Origin of the sequence: Streptomyces specialis (assembly GCF_001493375.1) — a bacterium.
Taxonomy (GTDB): Bacteria; Actinomycetota; Actinomycetes; order Streptomycetales; family Streptomycetaceae; genus Streptomyces; species Streptomyces specialis.
Window position 1 is genome coordinate 17864 of the sequence record NZ_LN929838.1, and the last position, 25537, is coordinate 43400.

A 25537-nucleotide genomic window follows, 5' to 3' on the forward strand; every position below is an offset into this window, starting at 1 on the left:
GGCGAACAAGCTCCGCCACTACCACCAGCTCGCCCGCGCAACTGGCGTCACCACCCCCGTACTCATCTGGCTGCCCAGCACCCAGCGGGAAGCCGGCGCCCGCACCGCGCTGGCCGCTGTCCACCAAGCGCTCGACGACCCCGCTCTCGTCCCCGTCGCCACCACCAGCACCGCCGCGGTCGCCCCGGGGAACGACCCGGCCGCCGCCCGCTGGCTCCCGCTCCCCACCCGCGGCGGACGCCTGCCCCTGGCCCACCTCACCCGCGCCTGGCGAGCCTGTCTCGTGGGCGCGGAGATGTGGATAAGAGGCAGGTCTACACAGCAGCCGCGTACCTGTGCGACTCCGGCGCCCGCAACGGCCAGGACCTCAACGCGGCGATCTTCGCCTACAACCACGCCGACTGGTACGTCGCCGACGTCCTCGCCCAGGCCGCCCAGTACGAAAGCCCCACCACCCTCGGCGGGGAGAACGACGCCACACCGGCGGCCCTGCAGGCCATCAACTACGCCGAAGGCCAACTCGGCTTGCCCTACCTTTGGGGCGGCGACGGACCGGCCGCGGGCGAGGAAGGCTTCGACTGCTCCGGCCTGACCCGCGCCGCCTACGAAGCCGCCGGCATCCCCATCCCCCGCGTCGCCCAGGACCAGTACAACGCCGGACCACACGTACCCGAAGACCAACTCCAGCCCGGCGACCTCGTTTTCTACGGCACCCCCGACAACATCCACCACGTCGGCCTCTACATCGGCGGCGGACAAATGATCCACGCACCCCGCACAGGTGAACTCATACAGATCGCCCCCTACCGGTACGCCGGGGACGACTTTGCGGGCGCCACCCGACCCTCCGCATCAGCACATGTAGTTTCCTATTAGAGATGACAGTTTTTCACTCTTTTGCCATCTACTTGCCGTAAATCACGGAGCACTGGATAGTCGCCGCCATGCGGGTTCGGGCAGGTTCTCGATTTGCGAATCAGACCTTCGGTGGGTTTTCCGTGCTTTCCCGGCAGGATCGCGCTGGTTGGGTCCAATGGCCTTGCGTCGGACTCACCAGCACACGGGGGCCTTTGTAGCACGCCGTTCAGCACGACGGGGATTAACCAAGAGATGGACGCGTCGGGGTCGCATCGGCAGACTGATGGCCAGCTGGTCGAGACGGCTCGGGATCGCCTGCTCGCCGCGGAGGTGGTGGCTGGCTGCCGGTGCGGGATTTCCGCTGACACAAGGAGCTGAGGCACTACTCCGGCTGATACCATGCCGTTACGGCGGGTCGGCTTGTGGCGTATGAGAGCCATCTGCAATTAGCCCGGAAACTCCTGGGACTTCGATCGTGCGCTCCCTCACCGAATACCGGCTCTCACCTCTGCTGCGGGCCGAGTTTGCTCCCGAGGTGCTGGCCTCGGCCCGGCAGCAGTCGACGATCGGCGGCATCGAGGCGGCCCTAGCGAGTCAGTTCCCGGCGGAGGTGGTGCTTCCCATGCTGCTTCGCCTGGTGTGATCCGGTGATCTCCTGGCGGACTTGGACGAGCCGCTCGGTGCCGCCACGAAAGTCCGGTGCGCGCGCTCGTCGCCCACCGCAGGGGGGAGGGAATCCCGCAGGTAGGTAGGGTGCTTCGATGGGCTGCGTCTTCACTCTCGGGGCTCGGCGCCTGGCCAGGAACGGGAGGTGAGATCGGTTTGCAGATACCTGCACGTCAAGCCATGGAGCGCGGCGCATCGGCCGGAGGTCGCCTGGTTGACCTGACCCGACGTGAGCCGCACGGCCGTAATCAGAAGTGCACCTGGGATCTGGTCATGGCCATCAGCCAGGAGCCCAGCGACCGCGCGGCGGCAGCCTGGATCATCGCCGACGAGATCATGCTCGCCCGGACCAATCTGGACACCCTCGCCTACAGGCTGTGGCGTGAGGCCGCCCTGGACGGGGAAAAGCTGGCCGACGAGGACCGGCAGCACGTTCTGTCTTACGCAAGCCCCGTCTTTGAGGCCAACGATCGTACCCAGGTCACCGGCTACATCGGTGAGTGGCTCTGGTACCTCTCCACGCGGGACCTAACCCCCGAACCGGGGCGCAGCGTAGAGATCATCGATCCGCCTTCGGGGACGGTGACCGACAGCGGGCCGGACGGGTTGGTCATCCACCGCCTGGAGGGTAGTGCGCTGGGGTTCGTGTTCCGGCTGTGGGAGGTGAAGAAGTTGACCGGCACCGCGTCCAAGCCCAGCGACACGATCCGTGGTGCCTGGAAGCAGCTCAATAAGAACGGAGCACGGTATCTGGGCCAGATGGCGTGGGGCGGACGGCGCCTTTCCCCGGACACCGAGCAGTTCGTCAGTTCGCTGGTGCGGCAGTGGGTTAGCGCGCAGGAGTCCAGCAGCGGCGGCGTCAGTCTGGCGCTGAATGCCGCGGACGCCCCGAGCACGGCGTTCGACCGGTCCCACGAGCACTTCACCACGCACACGCATGCCGGGGCTCTGCAGGGCCTGGTGGTGGCGGTCGAGGAGCTTGAAGACTTCGCCGATGACGTGAGGGAGTACGTGTGGAGCGCACTCTAGATCCAGCTGTGCTCGAATCGGTGCTCGGTGAGTACCGGCTGGGTGGTGTGCTTCCCAGTACGGAGGAGCTGCTGGCGAGGATGACCGAGCTGGAGATCGCCGCGTTCCGCGGCGAGCGGGATATCACGGATGAGACGCTCGGAACGGCGTGGTTCCTGCATGGGCTGGCCGCGCTCGACCCGGGGGTTCCTGGGTTCGACGCGGTACGTGTCCGGCAGGCTTTCGCCGTCAGCGCGCACCTGATGGACCTCGCCCTGGGCGATGCCCGGCGATCGCCAGCCGAGAGGCTTCAGATTGCCTTCGCCGCCCAGGCCGGGTATCGGCGAAGCGAGCAGGACCCGAACGCCACTGCGGTCTATCGGCAGGTGCGTGATCTGGTGGACTACAGCAACGAGCTTCGCGTCCATATCGGCACCCTGGCGGTAGAGGCTGGGGTGATGTTCCTCGGCTTCGACCGGCCCTGGCTGGGGCGTGCGCTGCGGGCGTGGCGGCGGCAGTTCAGGGAGTTGCAGCGGTTGATGCACCGCGAGTCGCTGGCCGGCACCTTGTACGGCCCGGCAGAAGCAGTCGTGGGGGCGATCTTCCGTCTTTACCAGTTCCTTGCTTTCGGAGAGCAGGGGCACCTCGCCGTGGGACAGCGGCTGCTTGAGGACGTGGTCCATGAGAGGGCAGGCCGTGGTGACAAGCTGGCGCGGTGGGTGGCCGCGCACCTGCTCGACCTGAGCTCGGACATGGCGGCCAGCAGCTTGTATTCGCTGCTGCCCCCGGGAACACCCCCGGCGGGCGCCCGGAGTTTCGCGCTGTCGCCCCCGCCGGTCATGACTCTGTGGCCCCCGCAGCGGCAGATGCTGAGGCGGGAGCAGGGCAACCCGGGCGACCCGTCGACCCCGCGGAGCCTGATCAGCGTGCCGACCAGCGCGGGCAAGTCGCTGATGGCCCAGCTGGTGATCTGCTCCCGCCTGGCGCAGCGGCCGGGGCGGGTGGTGTACGTGTCGCCGATGCGGAGCCTGGGGCGGGAGATGCGCTCTGCTCTGCGGGGCCGGCTGCGGCTGCTGGAGCGGAGTCTGGTCGCGGAGCAGCCAGACTTCCCGTTGCCCTCCGGGCGGGAGCAGGGCAGCGGGGACGTGGCGATCGTGACGCCCGAGCGGCTCATGCACATGATCCGCAGTGACGCCGAGGCCGCGCTGGACGGAGTGGGTCTGATCGTGGTGGATGAAGCCCACCATCTCGCCCAGGACCGGCGCGGCTTCGTCCTGGAGAGCCTGCTCGCGCTCCTGCGGGCGAGCACCAACGACGTCCGGCTGGTGCTGCTGTCCGCAGCGGTCGGCAACCGGGGCGACATCGCATCCTGGCTCGCCCCGGACCAGCCCCCGAACGAGGTGTCCTTCACCGACACATGGAGGGGCCCGCGGCGCCTGCACGGACTTCTCTACCCAGAGCCGATCAGGGACCAAGCTGAGCTGAAGAAACACTTGCCGTCGGCGAAGTATCCCTCCACGACGGCCGCCACCGTGCCGGTCATGGCCAGCCTGCACGTCCGGCCGACCACCACCTCCGACATCACCTCCCTGCCGACCACCGGCGGAGTCGGGACGCGACGGTTTGCCTCCAGCTATCCGAACAGGTGGAACCGCCACACTCGCCTGTCAGGAGGAGTCGCCGACTACAAGGTCTTCGCGGCCGGGGCCGCGTCGCTCACCTCGGCCGGCAGCGTTCTGATGGTCGTTGACACCAAGAAGGTGGCCCGCAACACCGCGCTTGCCATCGCGGAACACCTCGACGACCGCCCCCAAGCAGCTGTGCTCTCCGACTACCTGGCAGAAACCCTCGGGCCGGAGCATCCTCTCGTCCGCTGCACCCGCCACGGCGTCGCCTACCACCACGGAGACCTCCCCGACGACGTTCTCCAGGCCATCGAGAACGCCCTACGGAACGACCAGCTCATCGCCATTGCCTGCACCACCACCCTCACCAACGGTGTCAATCTGCCCGTACGCACGGTCATTGTCCACAGCAAGGTCCAGGGCGATCGCCTCGCCTACGACGACGAGCGCAGCCTGTCCCCGGCCGAGCTCGTCAACGCAATCGGCCGGGCGGGGCGTGCCGGCCGGGAGAGTGAGGGGTGGATCATCCTGACCCGCCCTGTCCCTTATACACATCCGACGCTGCCGACGGAGAGGCTAGTCGTGTTTCAGCTGGACTCCGTATCTATCCAAATACCACAGCCATTAGAGACTCTCGTTTTATTCTGACTGACTAGTCAAGAATCTGGCACATCTGCATCACCCCCGACACCGAACAGCTCAAGGTCACCTCCGCGCTGCTGACCGACAAGGCCCTGGCCGCGCTCGCAGCCGCCGAGGACAAGCTCCGCGAGGAGGCCGACGGCGTCTTCGCCCTGGCGGGCAGCGTCGCGGCGGACTTCGCCGCGTTCGTGTGGTTCGTCCTGCAGGCCCACGCCACGACACCGGTCCTGGACGGGGACCCCCTCGACGCCGTCCGGTCGCTGTTCGCAATGAACCAGACCCACGATGGAAGGGCCGCTGGCCGGTGGCTCAGCCTCGCGGAGCGGGTGGCACAGGACCATAGAGCCACCGATCCCGACCTGGCCGGCCGCTGGTCCAGCACCGGTACCAGCCTCGGGTCAGCCCGTCACTTGGACCAGCTCGCCCAAGACCTGGCCCGTCGGCTCGCCGAGCAGTCAGCCGATGACGGCACCTCGGCCAGTGGGCCGGCATGGTTCGCTTTCCCGGAGGAATGGCCCCTTCAACGCACGCTCAGCTTCCTCACCGAACACCAGGTTTTCGAGCGCCTCCTCGCGCTGCCCGAGGTCGCCGGCACCTGGCGCTTCACCGACAAAGAGAGCCGGGGCACGCAGGTGGACGTCCCGCTCGCCACAGCGATCCAGTCCTGGATCTCCGGCGAGACCATCCCCGCCCTGGCCCGCGCATGGCTGCCCAGCGTCCCCGCCGAGTGGGCACTCGAACAAACGGTTCGCAATATCAGTAGCGGCTTCGAGCATGCCCTGAGCTGGGTCACCGGCGCCCTGATCAACCTGGTCAACACCAGTCCTCTGCTGACCCCCACGGCACCCCGGCTGAACACGCACACGGCCTGGTACATCCGGCATGGCGTCGACACCGAGCACGCCCTGACACTGCTCACATCCGGCATCACTTCCCGCCGCCTGGCCCATACCATTGGCCGGAGAGCAGCAGCCCAGGGGTGTCCGCCATCTCGCCTGCGCCAGTGGCTCGCGCTACTGCATATCGACAGTTGGGTCACTCTGTTCCAGGCGAACGAGTACGAGATCGAAGACCTCCTCGACTACGTCCGCTCCCCCTCGAACCTGGTCAGCGAGCTGCTCGACGACCGCAAGGTGACCATCCCTCTGGTCCGGCTGATGCCCCGCGCAGCAGACGGGCCGGTCGAAATCGGGACGCTGGGCACCGGGGACCCGATGCTCTGGATCGGCCGCGACAGACACCAGTTGGGCGCGGTCCCCGCCGACCGGCACCTCGATGTGCTCGCGATGCTCAACAGCGGACTTGACCTCACCCATCACCTCCGGGACGGCCAGCTCCTCACCACCCGGCGCCATCGGTAGACCGCTGACCCTGGCGCACGGCCCCCATCACAATCGCGCCATCCGGAACGGAAGCAGCCGGTCCCCCGTGGCTACGCCGACTCGCACACTCAAAATGGATCACCAGCCGCCCCGGAGACGACGCCAGTTGACTCGACCGCGCGCCCGAAGGACGAGGCGCGGGCCGACGCCGCATCTACTACGCCCTCACGACGGGCATCGAGCAGTCACCCACGAACTCCAACACCGCATCGACGGCCGAAGAAAACGACAGAACGGCCGGACACAACCCGCGACAAACCACTGAGACACACCCGCAAAATCCCAGCTCACAGCGCGGCCGGACGACAAGAGCATCCGGAACCCACAGCGCAGCAGGTATAGACGGACCGCAACGGGCCGCCCAGTCCAGGGCACTTCGCCGACGCCTGTGTTCGGCTGCCGGGCGGTGCTCTGTCGGCGTCAGGGGGCGGGCGCAGCGGAGGGCCACGCGGTCAGTCCGGCGGACGGGTGGCGTTTCTCAAGCTGACGACGGCCGAGATAACGGGAAGGGAGTCGCCAGCGGGTCGGAGCGCGGCGGCGATGTCGGCCAGGCGGGGTGCGGCATCCAGGGCGGGCTGGATCAGCGGGCGTGCCCGGTTGACGGCGTCCGCCTGCCGCTCGGCGGCGGCGATGTCCTGGGCGGTGACCGCTCGTTGGTGGAAGGGGCTGATCAGTGCTGCGGCGTCCAGGACTCGCAGCGCGTCCACGGGACGGTCGTCGGTGAGCGCGGCTGCGTCGGGGCGTCCGTCGGGGGTGCGGTAGCGGTCGGTGGGGCAGTTGTGGGCGGCGGCCAGCAGCAGGACCGCCGCGAGGTCGAGCAGGCTGTGCGGGCCGTAACGAGCGGCGAGGGCGTTGAGCACACCCAGGCCGGTGGAACCGTCGTCATGGTGGATGACGGCATCGGTGTAGACGACGGCGGCGGTGCCGACGGTGGGCCAGTAGTCGGAAGATGCCGACATGGGCTTGTTCTCCTTTCGCTGGATCAACGGGGCGGGCCTGGAGGGCGGAGGGCGGCGCCTGACGCGGTGTAGCCGTGGCGGGTTCGTATGGTGGCGGCGCGGTGCCGTTCGTTCGGACTGCTCACAGGGGCTCGCCTGGTCCATCCAGGCGGTGGTAGCGGGAAGCGAGCAGGTATCCGGCGAGCGTGAGCGGGGTCTCGGTGAAGGTCAGCAGGTCGTCCGCGGCTGCGGAGTCGGTCAGCGCGATGCGGCCGGCCAGGGGCTGGTCGGCGGCCCAGGTGAGGGCGGCGCGCAGGGCAGCGCGGTCGGCCAGCAGGAGTCGTCCGGGGCCGGCGGGGTCGGTGTGCAGGCGGCCGAGGGTGATGCTGCCGTGCTGCTGGGCGCCGACGGTCTCGGCGTACTCCAGACAGGCGCAGGCCAGGATGGCCCGCGGAGCGGTGTTGCCCTGGTGCCGGTGGAGGACGAGGAGTTCGCCGGGTGATCGGTCCTGTTCTGTGGCGCCGGGATCGGTGGCGAGGAGGCTCAGTTGCCGGAACGGGCTTGTCAGCAGCTCTTCCCAGGCCGCCGCCGGGACCGGCGGGCGGGGCGTGGCATACATGGCGGTCAGGGCCGTGATGTCCCGGCCGACCAGCGTCGCGGAAGGTTCGCGCCAGCCGCTGACGCGTGCGGCGCGCTGGACGGCGGTGCGCAGTTCGGCGCGGGTGAAGCGGCTCTGCCACCAGTGGCCGAAGAGGAAGCGGGCTGTGGGCAGGTGGCAGGGACGCGCGCTCAGCAGCCACCAGTGCAGCAGCCACAGGGTGGCCGGGTCGTCGAGGTAGGGGTCGGCCCCGTGCTCGTCGTCCAGGAGCCAGGTGCCGCGGCGGGTCAGAATGGCCGGGCGGCCCGCGGCGGTGCGCTCGCCGTCGCGGACCAGGCCGGCGGCCCGGGACCAGAACTGCATGGCGCGGACCATGGAGGCGCCCACGCCCAGCACGACGGGCGCCTGGGGCCGGGAGAAGGCCAGCGGGTCGTCCCGCAGAGCGGAGTAGACCTTCGCCAGCCAGCCCAGCCGGATCGGGTAGGAGCCGTGCCGGCCGAAGGCTGGGACACAGCCGCTGAGAGGGGGTTCGGGCATGCCGCAGTTCTCCTTCGTCGTGCGCTGGGGTGCCGGGGGCTCGGACTGTCGCAGCCGCTGGAGCGGAGGAACCGCTCCGGGGGGGTGCAGAGCTGTCCCGGGCCGCGGCGCGCGGCCCGGGACTCTTCGGACGGAAGACTGGTGCGGGGAGTCGGCCGGCGACATCACGCGGCGGGCCCGGTGGGCGGCCGGTTTCGGGCCCCTTGCGGCGGGGCGCCGGACATGTGGGATGGCGCCGGTCGTGGCAGGCCGTGGCTCGTGCGTGACAGCGGCGGCCGGGCCGGTAGGGTCACCGAACCGTCCACCTTCGAAGAGGCGTCGGTTCTCTGCTGTCTTCGTGGCAGTCACGCAGGAGCATCGGCGGGAACTCGTGCGACGGTTCCAGTCGGTTCTCACCGCAGCGCCGGGCGAGCGGTCCGCCCGGCCTGGGCGTGTTGTCCTGGAGTGCGGGCGGAACGAGAGCGCGTGGGTGGCCTACGAGCGTTCGGTGATGCACCGGGAGGTCAATCGCGTTCGCGCCGAACTCGCTCTGCCCGCTGTTGGCCTGGAGGCCGTCGCCGTCGCTGAGGAGCGGGCGGTGGGTCACTCCGACTACAGCGGCAAGTTCGCCATGTACTGCGCGGAACTTGCTGCCGGCGAGGTTCCCGCGCGCGGAGCGTGACCTGCACCGAGTCCTCAGCGGGCTTTCGCTGATCGTTGAGGGCCTTTGGTATGCCCGGGCCGGTGGATCAGGCGCTGGGGGACAGGCCGTCGTCCTCGTCGCTCATCAGGATGCGCAGCAGGGTGTAGCCGGGTGCGCGTTCGCCGGGGATGAGGTTGCCGGTGAAGACTTCCGCGTCGCCGAAGACGGGCTCGCCGTTGGGGCGACGGGTGTAGGGCACCAGGCCGTAGTCCACACCGTCGGTGATGTCGAAGGCCGTCCAGGTGATGGCCTCCTGTTCGCCCTCCCGCAGCGGGTGGTTGGAGACCGCGCGGGAGGCGACGCCCTCCGGGGTGCGCAGCCAGACCTGGGGCACGGCGAAGACCCAGCGTGTAGCCCGGATGCGGCGGGCGTGGTCGGCGACCCGGCGTTCGAAGGCTTCGGCCGTCTCCTGGTCGCGAAGGTAGTCGAAGTCGGAGAGGGTGAGCGTCCGTTCCCCTTGCACGACGACGATCGCGGGACAGTCGCGGGCGTGGATGGCTCGCTCCAGCCGGCCGACGACATCGTCGAGCACGTCGAGCGTGGGCTCATTCACTGGCCGGTTCACCTCCCGCTCCGGGGCTGTGATCCTTCTTGTAGCCATGGTAGGCGTCCATGATTTCCACCCGGGCGCGGTCGCCGAGGTGCGCGAGGTACAGCAACTGCCGCGTGATCTCGGCTCGCTGCTGACGCGCCATCCAGTTGCGGGCGTCATCCGGCTCGGCGCCGTTGAGTTCCTTCAGCGCGGACAGCAGCTCTTCGGCGGTCTGCACGGCCTGGTCCAAGTCGATCTTCACCCGGCTTCTCCCTTCGGCTTACCGGCAGTCTGCCGCATCCGCAGGGCGTGACAAGCCGGTTCACCTGCGAGCGCTGCCGCCGACGTTGCTGAGGCGTCCGGGTGGGGCACCCTCGTGCTGGAAGCACGTCACGACCGCTGCCGCACTCACCGCTGCGTTACGTCGGACGCGGAGCTCGTGCAGCAGCCGGCCTCCGCCTCGGCCCGGCTTTGCGGCGCCTCCGGTGGGCTGGCCGCGGCGCCTTCCATCGCGAGCCGGTTACGGTGTGCAGCTCAACCCGGACTCCCTTCAGCTCGGCAGCCAGGCGCTGTTCCTCGGCGGCCAAGTGCTGTTCGATGTCCTCGTCGAGGCCCGCCTTCTTCCCTCCTGACGGCACCGGGGGTTGCGGGGCCGGGTGCGGCGGCTGAGCTGCCCGGTGTGGCCAGACGCCGGGCGGCGAAGGCGAGGAACTTCACGCGCGGAGGATGCCTCCCATGGGCGCGGTGGCCGACGCCGCTGCTGGGCTTGCGCCGACAGGCCGGGGGCTCAGGGGGCGGGGTTGAAGGGGAAGACGAAGGTGAAGGCGTCACTGCCGTCCCGGTCGTGGAGCCAGGTAATCGCATTGCCGTCGATGCGGCACCGCCGGCCCACGGCCAGACGGCCCGCCCGCCAGGCGGGGAGCCGTCGTCGTAGGTCATCACGCGGGGGCCGATGGAAGTGATCTGCCGGGGTCCAGAGCGTTCGGGGTAGCGGTGGTTGATGCAGCGGAACTCGCGGCACGCGCGGGCGCGGCGCTTGAACTCCGCGAGGCTGAGCGGCATGGGCGAAGTCCCGTCCAGGGCAAGTGGCGTCCCGCTGGTGCGAGCGCGCGGGACGTACTGGCGTGCTAAGGGGGTCGGCGTCAGGTGTCGGGGGCCTGAGCCGATCGGGGAACGGGCGGTGGGGTCGAGGTGGAGCAGAGCCGGTAGAGGACGCCGGGGCCGGTGTCGGGCTCGGCTGGGGAAAGGTCATCCGGCATCGCCCTCCTCCGCCCCTCGCGCGCCGTGGGCCTCTTGGGCGACGGCGCGGAACGCGGACGGCGAGCAGGCGCCGCCCGGGCCCACGGCGGCGTCCGGATAGGCGCGCGGCCGGTCCTCGTCACCGCCGAAGTGGCCGTGCGCCGCGCACAGCACGGCGCTCAGCGGGCCGCGCTGCTCGGTCACCGCAGGGGTGTTCCCATACCCGGCGCGGGCCGCGGCGAACGCCTCCCGCAACTGGCCGAGGGGCAGAGCGTGCTGAGCCGGTCGTCCCGCAGCACGGTGAACGCGGCGATCAGCGTCTGCGCGAGAGCAACGGCCGGGGCCGGGTCACCGGGCCCGATGGCGGCGGTCGCCTTGTCCTGGTGGTCGGCCGGACGCGGGCGGCTTCCTCGGACATGAGGGGCCGCCGCTCTGTCTGCCCCGGGCGTCGCAGTCGTTGAGCAGCGCACCGGGGGCGGGCTGACGGCCGCCGACTCCAGGGTGCGCTGGGCGGTGATCAGCGTGGACTCGGCGGGTCAGATCTCCCAGCTTTCGAAGACTGCGGCGATGACGCCGAGGTGCTGGAGCTGGCCGGCCAAGGCGTCGGCGGCGTCCCGCATGGCCACCGCCGTCTCGGTCTCGTTCCCGTCAGGGCCGGGCTCGGATTGCTCGAAGGCCCGGGCCGCGTCCCGGTAGGCGGTGGCGCGCCGGGTGAGCAGGTGCCGCTCATCGGCCGGGATGATCACCGATCCGGGCGGGCCGACCACCAGGCCGAGGGAATCGGCGATGCGGTCGGCGTACTCGGTCCGCGCCCGCTGCTCGTCGTCGAAGTAACGGCCCTGGCGGCTGCCGCCGCCCACGGCCCAGGGCTGGTTCCGGCCGGGGGCGTGGGCGAGCACGAACTTGTCCGCCTCGGGCAGTCGGTAGCGTTCGATGATGGTGTAGTCGCCGTAGGTTCCGGACGGCTCGGAGCTGGCCCTCGGTACTGGTGGGCTCTCGTATTCAACTGTCGTCAGTTCTGCTGGGAGCCCGCTCTGCCGATCACCTTGTGTGGTTGCCGAGGCTGTTGCTCACTGCTGTGCCTGGTCGACGCCGTGCAGCCACCGAGGCCGTCTGTCCGCCCCGGCAGGTCACTCGAAGTGCTCCGCCGCGTACCAGATTGGGCAATGATGAGGGATGACGATTAAGCGTGTGGTGGCAATCGTGACGTGTGCGGTGGTCGCCATCTTGGGGTGGGTGTTCGCCGTCTCACAGTGGGAGACAGCGAGCCGGATCGCGACGGTGGCCTCCGCACTCGGAGGTGTGGCGGCGGTCGGCATCGGGATCTGGGCAGCGCTCCCTGGAGCTGGGCAAGGCGGTACTGCCGTCCGTTACACCAGTCCTGCGAGGACAACAGGTCTGGGTGACGCGGTCAGCGGATACCAGGGAAAGAAGTCTTCGGGCCCCGTCACTGTTGAGCGAACGGGTCCTGCCGAAGCTACAGGTGAAGGCAACGCCATCAGTGGATACAGCGAGAAGTGACGCCGATAGGAGGCCGTTCGACGTGGTGGGACGACAGCGACGCGTCGAGGTTCGGGACACCGGGGCGGCCACTTCCGGACCCGGAGGGGTGTCGATTAGCGGTAGTCACAGCGGCGACATCACCACCGTGCAAGTACACGTGGCACAGGGTGCCTGTCACAGAGATGACCCCAACGAGAGGGCGAACGAGGCTGTCATTGCCTTCCTCCAGTCGAGCTGGGAGTTCGCGGAGGCGGCTCACCTCCCATGGGAATCCAACCCGCTGGTTCCCCGATGGGACCGCGAGAGGCTTGCCCAACTAGGCCGTGTCGTCGAGCAGAACGGGACCCGTGTGCGCGTACTGTGCCCCGACCTCACTGGCTGGGTGGACAGCATGAACAAGGGACTGAGGATGGTGGATCAGGGAATCGAGGAGTGGTCCAATCCGGAGATCGACAAGCCGTCGTTCTTCCCCACTGTGGCGATGCCTCACCTGGTCGAGACCCTGAAAGGGCTTGAGGCTTACCTCGCCGAGCTGGGCGGTGAGCCCACCACCTCTTCCTGACCTCCCCTTCAACTGCGGTCGCCGGTTCTCCGAGGAGCCCAACCGGCCGGTGACCTTGTGTGATCTCCAGGGGCGTATCGGCTCCATGTTCCGCCGGTCTCGTTGCGGAGCCGGGTGGTGGTCTTGTGGTGGTAGCCGAGGGCGTCCGCGACGACGGGAGCGGGCAGTTCGAGGAGTTGCTGGCGGATGGCGGCGCCGCGGGCTGCGGCGACCGGGACCCCGACCTCGTTCAGGAGCGCGGAGAGATGATCCGGGCGGGACGGCTGGCCCGCCCGGCGGCCCGGGAAGAGCCAGCGGGACGCCGGGTTGGCGGCGGTGCTCATGTTGTCGCGGTTCGCGATGTGCTCCAGCAGCAGGTCGGCGACCGGTTCGGGAACGGGCAAGGCTGGCTCCCCGAGCCGCAGCAGCACGGTGTCGCCGTCGCGGATCACGTCGTCGACGGTGAGCCGGCTGATGCGGCTCACGGGTTGTGCGTAGAGGAGCACGATGGCCCCGGCGACACGGAGACGCATCGAAATCTCCGTGTCGGTTAGCAGTCGGCCGAGGGCATCGAGGCGCTCGTCCTGGCTCAGTGCGGCCCGCCGGGAGACCTTCATGGCGGGGATGGAGAGGGAACGTCGGCAGTGGCGACCCTGCATGGCCCAGTTGAGGAAGGCTCTCAGGCAGGTGCGGGCGTGCTCGGTGTTCTCGGCGAACCAGGCGTCGACGTCGATCTGGCCGCAGGATGCGAGGGTGCTGTTCCGCTCACCGAGCCATTGCAGGAAGGCGGTCGCGTACTTGATCTGCTCGGCGGCGAACCGCCGGATGCTGGGTGTGATGTGGCTGCGCTCGGCGCGGGTCCGCAGTCGAGGGAGGACGCGCCAGGTCGCGAAGAGCCTGATCGTTTTGGCGTGCCCGGGGTCGGTGATGCTGGTCAGGTGGCCGGGAAGCCAGCGCTGGAAAGAGCAGAGGTACTTGTCGATCGCGGGCAGGTGCCCCGTGTCCGGACGGCGCGGTCCGAGCAGGTCCGGCAGACGTATCCGTCCGGCCAGGTGCCGGCCTTGTGCCTGTGGCGGCCGCAGCGGCCGCACTCGGCCATGTACCAGCGCTCGTACTGGTCGTCGGTGGCGTAGGTGCGGGTCATGCGTCGGGCAGGATGCGGGCGGCGCGGGGTCGCAGCTTCGCGACGTTCGCGGGCGGGGTGGGCAGGTCGCCGGTGGCGGTCTTGCGGACCCCGGCGTTCTCGGCGGTGGTGGCCACGAGGTCGGCCGGGGTGCAGGAGAGGATGTCGCAGAGCGCGGCCATGACCTGCAATGACAGGCGTTCCGGGGTGCCGGAGACCAGGCGGTGGACCTGGGAGGCGGACAGGTCGATGCCGCGTTCGTGCAGCAGCGGCACCAGTTCGGTGGCCGTGAAGATCTGGTGCTGGGCCATGACCTCGCGCAGCCGCCAGGTGTATCCGACCTTGCGTTTCATGTTTGCCTCCCGGGCTGGGTCTGGAGGGCCGCGGCGATGGTGGAGTCCAGGTGCCGCCGCAAGGTGCGGGTGCGGAAGTCCGAGGACACGCAGGTGTAGAGCGAGGTGGTACTGGCGTGCTCGTGGCCGACTTGCTCCTGGACGAAGCGGGGGTCCCAGCCGTCCTCGATCAGGTGGGTGACGTAGGACCTGCGGAAGGAGTGGAAGTCCAGGCCGTCGTCCAGGCCGAGGGCCTTGCGGTAGGCGATGAAGCGGGAGTTGAGCCGCTGGCAACCGATCCGCAGGCCCCGTTCGGAGGGCCAGGCCGCCGGGTTGTTGTCGGTGCCGAACAGTGGGCGGACCTCGGTGAACCATTCGTCCAGGACGTCGGGGGTCCAGTCGAACACGGTCAGCACTCCGCGGCGCTTGGGCGGCGAGCCCTTCTTGGCCTTTCCGAACCGGACCTGGCACCGGCCGTACTCGCCGTACTCGCCGCCGTGCGGGTTGCGGCCGAAGTCGGCGGCGTCGAGCATCCGCGTCTCGTTGCGCCGCGTCCCGTAGGCGTAGGCGGTCTTGAACAGGGTCGCGTCGCGGAAGGCTGGCAGCCAGCCCTTGCGGCCGAAGGCCCGGATGCGGGCGACCTCGTCGTCGCAGTGCGCGAAGAAGGCGTGCAGCTCGGCCTTGGTGAACGCGCGCTTCTTAGCGTCTGCCTCGTTGTCCTGGACGTGCACCGCGGTGTTCCACTCGTGCACCACCTGCACCGGGTGGGTGCCGAACCGCTCTTCGCAGGTCGCCGTCCACTCGTAGAGCGGATCCGTGATGAAGTGGCAGAACGACCGCACGGCCTCGGAGTACGAGCGGATCGTCGAGCGCTTCAGTTCTCGCAGTGAGCGCAGGTCACCGAGCCACTCGTCGACCATCGCCGGCGTCCAGTGCCAGGGGTAGGCGTTCACGTAGGCCGCGAACGCCTTGACCGTGTTCTCCCGGCCCTCCACGGTCGTCCGGGCCAGATTCCGCGCGAGCTGCTGGTTGGCGAACCCGGTCAGCATCGCCGCGAAGACCTGTTCCTCCGGCCGCAGCAACGCGACCCCGTCGACCAAGTGCAGCCTCGCCGCCCCCGGTATCGACTCGTTGAACCCCACCGCTTCACCACATTCCGTGACTCGCATCAGATGCGAGAAAACCGCATCCTATGCGAGACGTCAGCGAAGCCCCAGGTCAGCCCCCTGCACGGGTCGCAGCGACGCCCGAGAGACGGGTATTGTCACCGCCAGAAGCCGCGCTCAAGTCCGCAGGCCCACAGCACGATTACCCTCTTCCTCCGGGCAGATTCACTGACTGTCGCGAGTTCGCATCCGATGCAATTGGCGGCGCTCGGAGTATCCGAACGGCAATTAGCGGTAGCCGCTGACCTGGATCATGGTCCTGTCGGGACGAGGGCGCTGACGCGGGTTTCGTACTCGCGGCGGGCCTCATGAGTAGCAGATGGGTATGCTGCTCATGGCAGATAGCGCCTGCCCGCTCCGAGTCACGGTGGCCCACGTCCGCCGTGGCGGCGAAGACAAGGTTCTCCGAATCGCGCCCAGCACTTCCGCCAGGTCATCAGACATCCGTGCGGGGAACGTGGGCAGCCCTGCTAGGAGCACCCGATGACCCAGAACCACCGTCAGAAGTTGTGGATTCGCGCTTACCAGGCCGCCACCGGTACGACGTACTTGAACGCTCGACGCCGCCAGCTCAACTGGCCGACCCTGGCCAAAGTGATGGAGGAGCACGAGAGGCTCGGCAACTTCGGCATCGGCGTCTTCAGCTCCCCTCGCCTGGCCCCCGAGCAGCGGCGCGCCGAACTCGCCGTCGAGCGCGAGCGCCTGCGGCGCAATGAGGACCTCGTCGTGAAGCCGGCCCTGTGGCTGCGCGACAACATCAGGCCGATCAAGCCCCCCACCGCCGGTAGCTACGGTGTGAAGCACTTGATCGAGCGGGAAACTGGCGCCTACCTGCCCAACGGCGTGCTCATCGCCTCCGCGTTCATCGTCGGGTATCCCTTCAGGTATGACCAGCCGAACGTGCGGTTCGGCATGAGCCAGCGCGACCTGAACAAGCTGAGGTGAGCGCGGGCTCCCGCCCTGCAGACCGGGCCCTCGGCGTGCGCCGTGGGGCCCAGCCCTTCTCAGGCTGGCTTGGGGTCCGGCGTCGGGAACATCGGTACAGCGGTTATGGGGTCTGACCCAGATACGCCCGGAAGCCGCCAGTAGTTGGCCCCGGAGTCCTTGCTCAGACACCAGCCGCAAGGTGGCGGTCAGGACTTCGTGACCTTGGCCTTCTTCGGCTGGCGGGGGACGGTCTTGGCTCTGTCGAGGTGTCCGTACACCGTTGACCGGGGCACGCCGAAGAGGTCGGCGATCTGCTGTGTCGAGGAACAGTCGCCGTCTCTTCCTTCATCTCCGCCGGCGAGTTGCTGGTTCGCGCGAGGCCCGGCGGGGGTCGCGCCACGCGCGAAGCCATCAGGTCGTCAGCGCCTCCTCGTCCTGGTCGCCGATCGCCGCGCGCTCCATGCTCAGCATCACGCGCCGGACCGCCGCCTCCTCGTCCTGGTCGAGGTGGACGGGGCTGTTCCCGGCACGTCGCAGCACTTCGGAGAGCATCGCGTGGTTCGCGGCGCCGCGCGGGCCTTCGAAAGGCGAGCACAGGACCGGCGACAGCGCCTGCCGCGCCCAGTGCGCGAGGTTGGCCGCTTCCCCCTGGGGCCACTGGTAGCCGTGCTCCGGCGCGAGTTCGCTCAGCGCCTGCGTCAGCGCCTCGAATCCCGGCCCGGGGCACGGGCTGGCCGCGCGGTCGAGGGCGTCGGCAAACGTGGTCAGGGGCGCCAGGTCTGCTTCGGCCACCTCAATGGCGGCCAGGTGCACCACCCGTCCGCCGTCGGCGCCGAGCAGCAGGGGCACGCCAGGCAGGTCGTCCTCCAGCTCCTCCATCAGCTCCACTGTCCCTTCGGGCAGCGCGTCGAGGACGCGCCGGTACGCCTGGTAGACCTCCTCGATGGGCGCCGCGGGGATCGGTACCCCCTCGTGGCCCGGGATCAGCGCGCTGGGCCGGAGCGCCAGGAGCAGCGGGTCCTCCAGCTCGTACAAGCCGTCCAAGGCGTCCGGCACGATGGGCAGCGACAGGGTGCGGGTGGGTGCCATCGGGTTTTCTCGGGTTGAGGGGCGGGTGACGTTCCGTCAGCCTCCCATGCGGGAGGGGTTCCGGGCACCGGGCCGGTTGGTGTCCGAACGGGTTTTAGCGGTAGTTGGCGGAGTCAGGGCTGGGTAGCGTCCGGCCTGTGAATGAAGAGCAGGAGATCCGTGCCCAAGCCCTGAACCTGGCCGTCCGCACGCTGGCGGTGCTGTATCCGAACGGCGACTTGGCCAACCATCCGGCTGCCATCACGGACGACGTGCTGTCTCTGGCCCCTTACATGGCCGACTACATCAAGTCTGGCAAGTTCGACCGCCAGTCCCTTCTGCGGCACTGTCCCGGAGGGGACCTTCACCGGAGGCCGGTCTGACATCCGTGGCCTGTACGGCATTCGGGGACGGTTGCGCCAGTCCGCAGGCTTACCGCAGCTCGGTGTTCGGGTGGGGCTGGGTCTGGAGGCGTTCGCGGAGGTCGATCTCCTCTGCGGTGAGTGGCTCTCCGGGGCGGCGGATGCGCACGGGCTTGGGCCGCCGTGGCAGGCCGTCATCCACTGCGGCCTGGTCGGCTTCGGCGAGCGCCCGGTAGAGCGAGGCGACCGAGGGGTGCTTGCCGGCGTTCTTCCCGGTCTTGATGGTGAGCTTCCTGGCGATCTCGGGGACGGGGACGCCCTTGTCCTTCAGCGCGACGGCGAAGGTGAGCATGTCGTCGTCGATGACCTTCGGGCGTCCGCCGTGGTTGCCCCTGGCCGCGGCGGTGACCTGGCCTTCGAGGGTCTTCTCGCGGATGTAGTTGCGCTCGATCTGTCCGGCGACGGCGAGCACGGCGAAGAATATGGCGCCCATGCCGTTGGGGTCGTAGATGCCGGTGAGCGGGCCGGTGAGGAGTTCGAGCTGGATGCCGCCGGCCTGGAGTTCGGCGGACAGGGTCATCAGCTCGGCCGCGTTCCTGGCCAGGCGCTTGAGCTCGTGGACAGTGAAGATGACCGGCGTCTGGGGCGCGGCTTCCTTGAACTGGTGGGCCAGGGCGAGCGCCTTCTCCAGCTCGGGCCGGACCTTGACGCGGGTGCTGATCTGCTCGGAGAAGATCTCGTGGCACTCCGCGCGGCGGAGGGCTTCGAGCTGGCTGGTCAGTTCCTGGCGGGCGGTGGAGGTGCGGGCGTACCCGATCCGGACCGGCCGCTCGGTGCGGGGCGCGGGCACGGCGGCGAGCGCGGGGCCCTGCCGCCAGGGCCGGCCGGGGATCCGGTCGGCGGGGACGGGGATCTCCAGTTCCTCGCGGAGCGCGGGGACGAGGACGAAACGCGGGGTGTGGTACTTCGCGGCGGTCTTCCCGCCCCGGGTGCGGCAGGCGCTGCCGGCGGGCGCGTCACAGTTTGGGCAGTCGTGACGTTCTACCGCCGATGCGGCCTGATCGGGCGTGAGATCCATGGCGGCAGTCTCTCAGAACCCCGTCGCACAACGCCCGGGTTTTGAGGGGACTTCTGCGAGCGGCGACCTGGGGAAACGTGGCCGCGTCCCGGGGCTGTCGCAGAACTCTCACAGATGGTCATTTATGCGAGCCGCTCTGGGGAGCGATCAGCACGGCGAGCTCCAGGCCGCACGACGCGCTGCTGTGAGGGCGGGCGCTCAGCCACGACAAGTGGGCGGGCCCGGTGGGCGCACCGTCTGTTTCTGTGCCCCTGGGATGGGGCGGTGCCACCGGCCTCGGCGGCTCTGCGGGTGATGGGTCTGGGGCCGGCGCAACGGTCAGGACGTTGTGGACTCGGAGAGTTGCTGGCGGACCTCGCGGGCTTCCTCATCACGGCCCAGTGCGTGGAGGACATCCGCCTCTACACCCGCCGCCTCATCCAGCTTCCCGGCGAACGCCGCAGGCAGCTGCCCGGCCAGCGGCCGGAGGATACGCACAGCTTCCCGCACCTCCTCCAGAGCTTGCGGAAGCTGCTCCCCGACTGCCAGCCGGACCTGTGCCGACGTGCGGAGGGACTCGGCGAGGTCGGGTCCGTGGGCGGCGGGGTTGGCCGTCGCGAGACGGCGCCGGAGGGTGACGGCTTCCTCGATCGGGGCCAGGGCCTCCTCCCGCCGCCCCACCGCCCCGAGCCGGGCCGCCAGGCCAGTCAGCGAGCGGGCGAAGTCGGGTTCATGCGCGGCGGGGTTGGCCGTCGCGAGACGGCGCCGGATGGTGACGGCTTCCTCGATCGGGGCCAGGGCCTCCTCCCGCCGCCCCACCGCCCCGAGGCGGACCGCCAGGTTGTTCAGCGAGCGGGCGAAGTCGGGTTCATGCGCGGCGGGGTTGGCCGTCGCGAGACGGCGGTAGAGGGTGACGGCTTCCTCGATCGGGGCCAGGGCCTCCTCCCGCCGCCCCACCGCCCCGAGGTGGTACGCCAGGCCAGTCAGCGAACGGGCGAGGGCGGGTTCGTGCGCGGCGGGGTTGGCCGTCGCGAGACGGCGGTAGAGGGTGACGGCTTCCTCGATCGGGGCCAGGGCCTCCTCCCGCCGCCCCACCCCCCCGAGGTGGGACGCCAGGTTGTTCAGCGAGAGGGCGAAGTCGGGTTCGTGCGCGGCGGGGTTGGCCGTCGCGAGACGGCGCCGGATGGTGACGGCTTCCTCGATCGGGGCCAGGGCCTCCTCCCGCCGCCCCACCGCCCCGAGCCGGGCCGCCAGGCCGGTCAGCGAACGGGCGAGGGCGGGTTCGTGCGCGGCGGGGTTGGCCGTCGCGAGACGGCGCCGGAGGCGCGGGCGGGGGATGGGGAGAGCGAGCGTCGGCAAGGAAGCGACAGTGATAACTAGTGCTGGACAGATGAGGGTTATCATAACGGTGCGGCGCTGGGTGGGTCTACCGTTACCGGTTTCGTCGGCTACGGCAGAGGGGTATAGGAGGCAGGTGCCGTGCTGCTGGGGGCTGTCCGGCGGGCAGTGGCGTCTCGCCTGGGCCGGCCCCTGCCCGGTCTGCGTCCACGGTGCGGCGGATCGGGGGTGAGTGAAGGGTGAGTGAGCGGGTCTCACCGTGGTCTCACCTGGCGGTTCGCCGGTGTGCTGGGGTCACCGGCCGCCGCACACCGGGTGCGGGGCTGGGGAGGGAGGCAGTGATGGCGGTGGTCATGGCGTCGGCGGCGGGCGACTGGGTCAAGAGCAGCTTCAGCGGAGGCTGGGGGGAGTGTGTCGAGGTCCGGTTCGAGCGGGGGCTGGCCTATGTGCGCAGCACGCTGAACCGGGACGGCGCGGTGGTGGAGTTCAACCGGGCTGAGTGGGAGGCGTTCCTGCTGGGGGTGTGGAACGGCGAGTTCGACATGCCCCTCTGACGCGGGCGTTCGGGTCGCAGGCGCCCCTGCCCCTCGGGCAGGGGCGCTGGGCCATGCCCGCATCTGCGGGTGAGGCATCCGCGCGGGGCGCCTGAGGACCAGGGGATCTGTGGTGCCTGGGTATCCCGGGCCGCCGTGGCCGGTGGCCGGAACGACGAGCGGTGCTGGTGGCGGGCGTTGGGGGTTTTGGTGGTGGGTAGTGTCGGTTTGGGGCCCTGGGTGGTCGCCGTCGGCCCCGGGGTGGCTGTTATACACATCTGACGGTGCCGGCGGAGGGGGCAGGGGGGAGTGGGGAGGACGCGGGAGACGGTGAAGAAGAAGAGAGGAAGAGGGGAGAGGGGTTGGCGGTTATCTAAGGCTGAACTGCGTGATCGTGGTTTATGAATAATGCGCCGTGCAACCGCGATATGCTCGTTCCACTTAGGCGGCGGCGCCATTTTGGTATAGGAGACAGTGGTAGACCGGCCCGGCCACGGCCGAGCCCAGGACCGCCTGCCCGCCCTCCTCCGCGTCCACCGGTACATCACCCGCCAGGGCGGGCGGAAGAACAGCCGGGGAGGCAGGTGTGTCGCGGTGGACGATCCGCACGCTCCCGCCCGCGCCCCGGATCTGCACGACCCCCGCGCTGATGGAGCTGCCGCTGACAGCCTGCCCGGCGGGAGGCCGTTCAGGTTCGGCGGGCGGGTGGGGCGCCGGTTCGGGCCGGCTGTCCGTGGTGCCGGACGCCAGCGGCGCCGGAGCGTCCCCCCTGGCAGCGATGCGCGCGGTGTCGTAGACGCGCCACAGCGCGGTCAGGGTGTGGCCGGAGCCCAGGGCCTTGTCGGCCGCCTTCGCGAAGGACTCGGTGGGGCCCTCGTTGCCGTTCTCGATGTGGCAGACGTAGGACCTGTGATAGCCCATGCGGGCCGCCGTCTGGCGCTGCGACCACCCGCGCCCCGTACGCAGCCGGACCAGCTCCCGGACGAACAGGGCAGCGGCCTCCTCCACGGGATCCGTTTCCTGGGGCCCGGCCGGGGCCGGGGTACGGTCCGGTGCGGCGGTGGCCGGCGGCATGCCGGGCCCGGCCTCGGCGGGCAGGCCGCCAGCGGGTGGGAGCGGAGCGGGCAGGGTGCTGTCGCGGCGGTCCGGGCGGGCGGGCACGACGGCGCCCTGGTCGTCTAACCGGCCACTGCCTGAGCCGTTCACCGTCTGCGTCCCCCTGCGTCACGGTTCCCGACCGCGCGAACACGGGCCTGCCCTTCGGGCAGGTGCTGCCCCGGGCCAGGCGCGCACGGTTGATGGCATGGTCACGTTTACGCGGCGGTGGGGGCGCTCACAAGACGCGTACCGGGGCGAGCCGTTGCGGCGGTGTGCGCCGGGGCGCACACGAGGGTGGGCCCCGGCGGAACAGCACGGGGAGCCGGTGCCGGGGGCCACCCCCGTCTCCTCTATACACTCTCCGGCCCCCAACACAGGGCGGAAACACGTCTCCCCGCCCCCGCGTCCAAAAAAAAAAAAAAATCCCTGCTTCTGCTTGCAAAGAAAAAAAACAACACCTGTGAATTCAACCGGGAAGTCCTCGGCGAGCCGGTCGGGGTAGAGGGGTTCCAGGACGGTGCCGGTGTGCGGTGTAGCGGGTGGGTAGGCGGTGGCGTGGTCGGCAAGTACGGTCGCGGCGGTGTCGGGTGGGCAGGCGCGGGCGGTGGTGAGGGCGTCGGTGCCGTGGTCGTGGGTGAGGGTGCCGGTCAGGGCCGCGGTGAAGACGGCGCGGGTCATGGCGGCCGGGTCGGTGGTGGTGCGGCGGTTGGCGTGGAGGGTCTGCCAGTGGTCGCGTTCGCGGTTCAGGAGGTAGGCGGCGATCCGCCCCGGCGAGTCGAGGTCTTCGGTCGGGTTGCCGGTGCGGTGGGCGTCGACGGCGGCGAGGGCGGCCATGTGGACGGCCAGGACCAGCCCGAACTGCTCATCGTCCTCCAGCGCCGCGGGTGGCGCGATGTGGTCGGTGCTGGGGGTGTCGAGGGCGGTGGCGAACCGGCCGCACGCCGCGGTGAACAGCTCCGTCCTGCTCGTGCCGGGGCCGTCTCCCAGGGGGCGGAGCGGGAGGTCGGTGACGGTGATGTCGAGGCGGTCCAGGCGGTTGGCCAGGGCCTGCCACCACACCCCCGCCGGACGCGCCACCAGAAGGACCCGCACCCGGCGGCCCTGTCTGCCGGCGTGTCCGAGGAGTGTGGCGAGGTCGTCGGCAGGCCAGCGTTCGGCGTAGTCGGCCACCATCAGCAAGCCCGCCGAGCCCCCCGGACCGGGCCCGCCGTGGGGGCCCGGGCCGGGGGGCCCGGCGCCGGCCCTTATCCCCATCTGCCGCCGCCGACGAGGAGGACAGCGCAGATCAGTGTGGTCGCAGATGTCGGGTGCGGCCCGGGATGTGGTGCAGGCCGGCCAGGTCCACGGCGGTGTCCACTTCCACCACGCTGTCCCTGCTGCCTCGGAGGTTCCGGTGCCGCGTCAGCTTCCCCGTGATGTTTCTGGATTCGTCGGCCGGGCGGCCGAACACGCCCGCTTGGACGCTCTGCTGAACATCCCCACCGGCACCGGTAGCGAGACGGGCGCCAGCGGTGGTGCGGGAGCGGCGCCGGGCGGCGGGGAGGACACGGTGTCGGTGGTGGTGATCGCGGGCACGGCCGGGGTGGGCAAGACCTCCCTGGCGGTGCGGCTGGCGCACCGGATCAGCGGCCGGTTTCCCGACGGGCAGTTGTTCGTCAACCTCCACGGCTACGACTCCGGCCCCCCGGTAGCGCCGCAGGCCGCACTGGAACGGTTCCTGCGCGCGCTCGGCGTCCCCCCGCAGGGCATCCCGGACGGTCTGGAGGAACGTACGGAGCTGTTCCGGTCGCTGCTGGCCGGACGGCGCGTGCTGGTGGTGCTGGACAACGCCGCCACCCCCGGGCAGGTCCGCCCGCTGCTGCCCGGCACCGGCGGCTGCCTGACCCTGGTCACCAGCCGCCACCGCCTGTCGGGGCTGGCCGTGCGCGACGGCGCCCGCCGCCTGACCCTCGGGATGCTCAGCGAGCGTGAGTCCGCCGACCTGATCACCCAGGCGACACGCGGCTACCGCACCGGCGACGACCCGGCGGACGTCGCCGAGCTGGCGCGGCTGTGCGCACATCTGCCACTCGCGCTGCGGATCGCCGCCGAACGCGCCGCCGCCCGCCCCCTGGTCCCGCTCCGGGAACTGATCGCCCAGTTGCGGGACGAGTCCGCACTGTGGGACGCCCTGTCCAGCCCCGACGAGGAGGAAGCCGACGCGGTGCGCCCCGTCTTCGCCTGGTCCTCCCGCGCCCTCCCCCCTGCGGCCTCCCGCCTGTTCCGACTCCTGGGGCTCCACCCAGGGCCGGACGTTCCGGTGCTGGCTGCCGCCGCCCTGGCCGACCAGGAGCCCGGGCGGGCGCGGAGCCTGCTGGACCTGCTCGCCGGAGCACACCTGATCGAGCAGACCGCCCCCGAGCGCTACCAATTCCACGACCTGCTGCGCGCGTACGCCGCCGACCAAGCCCACCAGCACGAACCCCCCGACGACCAGCACGCCGCCGTTGAACGGCTGGCGTCCTGGTACCTGCACGCCGCCGACGCCGCACGCGGCGCCGCGCAGCACTACCACGCCTCCGTCCTGACCACGCACCCCAGCCCCAAGCTCCCCGTGCCCGCGTTCGCGGGCCGGGCCGAAGCGCTGCGCTGGTACCACGCCGAGCGGGCCAACCTCCTCACGGTCACCCGAGCCGCCGCGGACGCCGGACTGGACACCATCGCCTGGCAACTGCCCGCCACCCTCCACGCCCTCCACGAGACGATCAACCCCGCCGACGACTGGCCTGCCATGGCCCGCACCGGCCTGGACGCCGCGACCCGACTGGACGACCTCCATGCCCAGGCCCTCATGCACAACACCCTGGCCATCGCCCACCGGACGTCCCAGCGCCTGGACCAGGCCGCCGAACACCACGAGGCCGCCCTGGCCTTGCGCACCCGTACCGGGGACACGGCTGGGGTCGCGCAGTCCACCAACGGGCTGGGCGTGATCCACATGCAACGACGCCAGCACGACCAGGCCCGCGACTACCTCCAGCAGGCCATCACCCTCTACCGGCGACAGGACAACCCCCTGCGCGCCGCGGTGTCCCAGTGCTGCCTGGCCTACACCGAAGTCGGCGCGGGCAACACCGAGCACGCTAAGCAACTCGCCCGCCAAGTTCTCCAGACCTACCGCGCGATGGACGCCGACCCGCCCTTCCACGCCGACATCCTGTGCCTCCTGGCCCGCATCGACCGGCAAGCCGGCCGCCTGGACCAGGCCCACGAGCACATCGACGAAGCCCTCACCATGGCCGAACGGACCAACACCCCCGTCATCGACGGCCTGGTCCGCCTCGAACACGCCCACCTGCTACAGGCACAAGGCCACCACGACCAGGCCCTGACCACCTACCGCGAATGCATCACCATCCTTCGCACCGTCGGCAACACCCGCGACCAGGCCCTCGCCTACGACGGCATCGGCCAGACCATGCGCGCCCTGGGCCGCCCCGACCAGGCCGCCGACTTCCACCGCACCGCCGCCCGCCTCCTGCGCGACCACCACCACCCCTGGCACCTGGCCCTCACCCTGACCCACCTCGCCGACGCCCACACCGACAACCACCAGCCCGACCACGCCCACCAGTGCCGCACCGAAGCCCTCACCCTCCTCGCGGAGTTCACCGACCCCGAAGCCACCGCCCTGCGCGACCACCTCCAAGCCCTCACCCGCGAGTGAACAACCGGACCGAAGCCGCACCGGACCGCACGCGGCGCCGGGGCAGGTCTGCCGTACGGGTGAGGAGCGCACGCCG

General features: G+C 70.2%; 25 protein-coding genes. 11 read left to right on the forward strand and 14 right to left on the reverse strand.

What is annotated here, in order from left to right:
• Positions 1 to 297 precede the first annotated feature (297 nt).
• The 5 genes from BN2279_RS31160 (at position 298) to BN2279_RS27385 (ending at position 6160) form a co-directional block, all read left to right on the forward strand.
• Positions 298 to 876: a C40 family peptidase gene (locus BN2279_RS31160; protein ID WP_059007844.1), complete on the forward strand. Its 579-nt coding sequence runs from the start codon at positions 298 to 300 to the stop codon at positions 874 to 876.
• 457 nt (positions 877 to 1333) lie between these two features.
• On the forward strand, positions 1334 to 1501 hold the full coding sequence (locus BN2279_RS29150) for a hypothetical protein (protein WP_159037112.1): 168 nt from the start codon (positions 1334 to 1336) through the stop codon (positions 1499 to 1501).
• 296 nt (positions 1502 to 1797) lie between these two features.
• Entirely contained in the window at positions 1798 to 2553 is a 756-nt protein-coding gene (locus tag BN2279_RS07935) for a hypothetical protein (RefSeq protein WP_059007845.1), read from the forward strand.
• An 80-nt stretch (positions 2554 to 2633) separates the two neighbouring features.
• Positions 2634 to 4805 carry a DEAD/DEAH box helicase gene (locus tag BN2279_RS27380; RefSeq protein ID WP_234347610.1) on the forward strand — a complete coding sequence of 724 codons (2172 nt, stop codon included), beginning with the start codon at positions 2634 to 2636 and terminating at the stop codon, positions 4803 to 4805.
• 182 nt (positions 4806 to 4987) lie between these two features.
• Positions 4988 to 6160: a hypothetical protein gene (locus BN2279_RS27385; protein WP_079031971.1), complete on the forward strand. Its 1173-nt coding sequence runs from the start codon at positions 4988 to 4990 to the stop codon at positions 6158 to 6160.
• Positions 6161 to 6633: 473 nt separating this feature from the next.
• On the opposite strand, the gene BN2279_RS07945 is transcribed toward BN2279_RS27385, so the two are convergent.
• The gene (locus tag BN2279_RS07945; protein ID WP_059007847.1) at positions 6634 to 7140 is read right to left on the reverse strand and encodes a hypothetical protein; all 507 of its coding nucleotides are present in this window, start codon (positions 7138 to 7140) and stop codon (positions 6634 to 6636) included.
• Between the two features lie 121 nt (positions 7141 to 7261).
• Positions 7262 to 8254 (reverse strand): DUF4007 family protein, encoded by a 993-nt coding sequence (locus BN2279_RS07950; protein ID WP_059007848.1) that lies wholly within the window; start codon positions 8252 to 8254, stop codon positions 7262 to 7264.
• 337 nt (positions 8255 to 8591) lie between these two features.
• Between BN2279_RS07950 and BN2279_RS07955 the strand changes: the two genes are divergently transcribed.
• Positions 8592 to 8915 carry a hypothetical protein gene (locus BN2279_RS07955; protein ID WP_159037113.1) on the forward strand — a complete coding sequence of 108 codons (324 nt, stop codon included), beginning with the start codon at positions 8592 to 8594 and terminating at the stop codon, positions 8913 to 8915.
• Positions 8916 to 8982: 67 nt separating this feature from the next.
• Here the strand turns inward: BN2279_RS07955 and BN2279_RS07960 are convergent, their stop codons facing one another.
• The 4 genes from BN2279_RS07960 to BN2279_RS28465 form a co-directional block, all read right to left on the reverse strand.
• On the reverse strand, positions 8983 to 9489 hold the full coding sequence (locus BN2279_RS07960; protein WP_059007853.1) for a hypothetical protein: 507 nt from the start codon (positions 9487 to 9489) through the stop codon (positions 8983 to 8985).
• Positions 9482 to 9730, reverse strand: coding sequence for a hypothetical protein (locus BN2279_RS07965; protein ID WP_059007855.1), 249 nt, complete (start codon positions 9728 to 9730; stop codon positions 9482 to 9484). Before BN2279_RS07965 ends, BN2279_RS07960 begins: the two co-directional genes overlap by 8 nt.
• A 986-nt stretch (positions 9731 to 10716) precedes the next feature.
• Positions 10717 to 10911, reverse strand: coding sequence for a hypothetical protein (locus tag BN2279_RS29155; RefSeq protein WP_059007856.1), 195 nt, complete (start codon positions 10909 to 10911; stop codon positions 10717 to 10719).
• Between the two features lie 332 nt (positions 10912 to 11243).
• The gene (locus BN2279_RS28465) at positions 11244 to 11606 is read right to left on the reverse strand and encodes a hypothetical protein (protein ID WP_059007858.1); all 363 of its coding nucleotides are present in this window, start codon (positions 11604 to 11606) and stop codon (positions 11244 to 11246) included.
• A 554-nt stretch (positions 11607 to 12160) separates the two neighbouring features.
• Between BN2279_RS28465 and BN2279_RS07985 the strand changes: the two genes are divergently transcribed.
• The gene (locus BN2279_RS07985; protein WP_159037114.1) at positions 12161 to 12772 is read left to right on the forward strand and encodes a hypothetical protein; all 612 of its coding nucleotides are present in this window, start codon (positions 12161 to 12163) and stop codon (positions 12770 to 12772) included.
• Positions 12773 to 12780: 8 nt separating this feature from the next.
• Here BN2279_RS07985 and BN2279_RS07990 read toward each other — a convergent pair whose 3' ends face one another.
• The 3 genes from BN2279_RS07990 to BN2279_RS08000 are packed head-to-tail and all read right to left on the reverse strand — an operon-like array spanning position 12781 to position 15375.
• The gene (locus tag BN2279_RS07990; protein WP_234347611.1) at positions 12781 to 13842 is read right to left on the reverse strand and encodes a site-specific integrase; all 1062 of its coding nucleotides are present in this window, start codon (positions 13840 to 13842) and stop codon (positions 12781 to 12783) included.
• Positions 13843 to 13891: 49 nt separating this feature from the next.
• On the reverse strand, positions 13892 to 14227 hold the full coding sequence (locus BN2279_RS07995; RefSeq protein ID WP_059007864.1) for a helix-turn-helix domain-containing protein: 336 nt from the start codon (positions 14225 to 14227) through the stop codon (positions 13892 to 13894).
• A complete protein-coding gene (locus BN2279_RS08000) occupies positions 14224 to 15375 on the reverse strand; it encodes a tyrosine-type recombinase/integrase (protein WP_059007865.1) in 1152 nt (383 codons plus the stop codon). Before BN2279_RS08000 ends, BN2279_RS07995 begins: the two co-directional genes overlap by 4 nt.
• A gap of 480 nt (positions 15376 to 15855) precedes the next feature.
• Here BN2279_RS08000 and BN2279_RS08005 point away from each other — a divergent pair, with 480 nt between their 5' ends.
• The gene (locus BN2279_RS08005; RefSeq protein WP_059007867.1) at positions 15856 to 16317 is read left to right on the forward strand and encodes a hypothetical protein; all 462 of its coding nucleotides are present in this window, start codon (positions 15856 to 15858) and stop codon (positions 16315 to 16317) included.
• Positions 16318 to 16710: 393 nt separating this feature from the next.
• On the opposite strand, the gene BN2279_RS30410 is transcribed toward BN2279_RS08005, so the two are convergent.
• On the reverse strand, positions 16711 to 17388 hold the full coding sequence (locus BN2279_RS30410) for a hypothetical protein (protein WP_234347612.1): 678 nt from the start codon (positions 17386 to 17388) through the stop codon (positions 16711 to 16713).
• Positions 17389 to 17525: 137 nt separating this feature from the next.
• Between BN2279_RS30410 and BN2279_RS08015 the strand changes: the two genes are divergently transcribed.
• Positions 17526 to 17750 carry a hypothetical protein gene (locus BN2279_RS08015; protein WP_059007869.1) on the forward strand — a complete coding sequence of 75 codons (225 nt, stop codon included), beginning with the start codon at positions 17526 to 17528 and terminating at the stop codon, positions 17748 to 17750.
• Between the two features lie 49 nt (positions 17751 to 17799).
• Here BN2279_RS08015 and BN2279_RS08020 read toward each other — a convergent pair whose 3' ends face one another.
• On the reverse strand, positions 17800 to 18807 hold the full coding sequence (locus BN2279_RS08020) for a recombinase family protein (protein ID WP_059007871.1): 1008 nt from the start codon (positions 18805 to 18807) through the stop codon (positions 17800 to 17802).
• A 318-nt stretch (positions 18808 to 19125) separates the two neighbouring features.
• On the reverse strand, positions 19126 to 20145 hold the full coding sequence (locus BN2279_RS08025; protein ID WP_059007873.1) for a tetratricopeptide repeat protein: 1020 nt from the start codon (positions 20143 to 20145) through the stop codon (positions 19126 to 19128).
• A 320-nt stretch (positions 20146 to 20465) separates the two neighbouring features.
• Between BN2279_RS08025 and BN2279_RS08030 the strand changes: the two genes are divergently transcribed.
• A complete protein-coding gene (locus BN2279_RS08030; RefSeq protein WP_199827666.1) occupies positions 20466 to 20678 on the forward strand; it encodes a DUF397 domain-containing protein in 213 nt (70 codons plus the stop codon).
• A gap of 420 nt (positions 20679 to 21098) precedes the next feature.
• Here BN2279_RS08030 and BN2279_RS08035 read toward each other — a convergent pair whose 3' ends face one another.
• Both BN2279_RS08035 and BN2279_RS08040 read right to left on the reverse strand, forming a co-directional pair.
• A complete protein-coding gene (locus tag BN2279_RS08035) occupies positions 21099 to 21818 on the reverse strand; it encodes a helix-turn-helix domain-containing protein (protein ID WP_079031977.1) in 720 nt (239 codons plus the stop codon).
• Positions 21819 to 21881: 63 nt separating this feature from the next.
• A complete protein-coding gene (locus BN2279_RS08040; RefSeq protein ID WP_159037115.1) occupies positions 21882 to 22934 on the reverse strand; it encodes a hypothetical protein in 1053 nt (350 codons plus the stop codon).
• 277 nt (positions 22935 to 23211) lie between these two features.
• Between BN2279_RS08040 and BN2279_RS08045 the strand changes: the two genes are divergently transcribed.
• Positions 23212 to 25461, forward strand: coding sequence for a tetratricopeptide repeat protein (locus BN2279_RS08045; RefSeq protein ID WP_059007879.1), 2250 nt, complete (start codon positions 23212 to 23214; stop codon positions 25459 to 25461).
• The last annotated feature ends 76 nt before the right edge of the window (positions 25462 to 25537 follow it).

Coding starts and splice junctions, on each gene's coding strand:
- BN2279_RS30410 (WP_234347612.1), bottom strand. CDS start 17,388: ATGGCACCCACCCGCACCCTGTCGCTGCCCATCGTGCCGGACGCCTTG.
- BN2279_RS08005 (WP_059007867.1), top strand. CDS start 15,856: ATGACCCAGAACCACCGTCAGAAGTTGTGGATTCGCGCTTACCAGGCC.
- BN2279_RS08000 (WP_059007865.1), bottom strand. CDS start 15,375: ATGCGAGTCACGGAATGTGGTGAAGCGGTGGGGTTCAACGAGTCGATA.
- BN2279_RS08030 (WP_199827666.1), top strand. CDS start 20,466: ATGGCGGTGGTCATGGCGTCGGCGGCGGGCGACTGGGTCAAGAGCAGC.
- BN2279_RS07935 (WP_059007845.1), top strand. CDS start 1,798: ATGGCCATCAGCCAGGAGCCCAGCGACCGCGCGGCGGCAGCCTGGATC.
- BN2279_RS07950 (WP_059007848.1), bottom strand. CDS start 8,254: ATGCCCGAACCCCCTCTCAGCGGCTGTGTCCCAGCCTTCGGCCGGCAC.
- BN2279_RS08020 (WP_059007871.1), bottom strand. CDS start 18,807: ATGGATCTCACGCCCGATCAGGCCGCATCGGCGGTAGAACGTCACGAC.
- BN2279_RS07995 (WP_059007864.1), bottom strand. CDS start 14,227: ATGAAACGCAAGGTCGGATACACCTGGCGGCTGCGCGAGGTCATGGCC.
- BN2279_RS07945 (WP_059007847.1), bottom strand. CDS start 7,140: ATGTCGGCATCTTCCGACTACTGGCCCACCGTCGGCACCGCCGCCGTC.
- BN2279_RS27380 (WP_234347610.1), top strand. CDS start 2,634: ATGACCGAGCTGGAGATCGCCGCGTTCCGCGGCGAGCGGGATATCACG.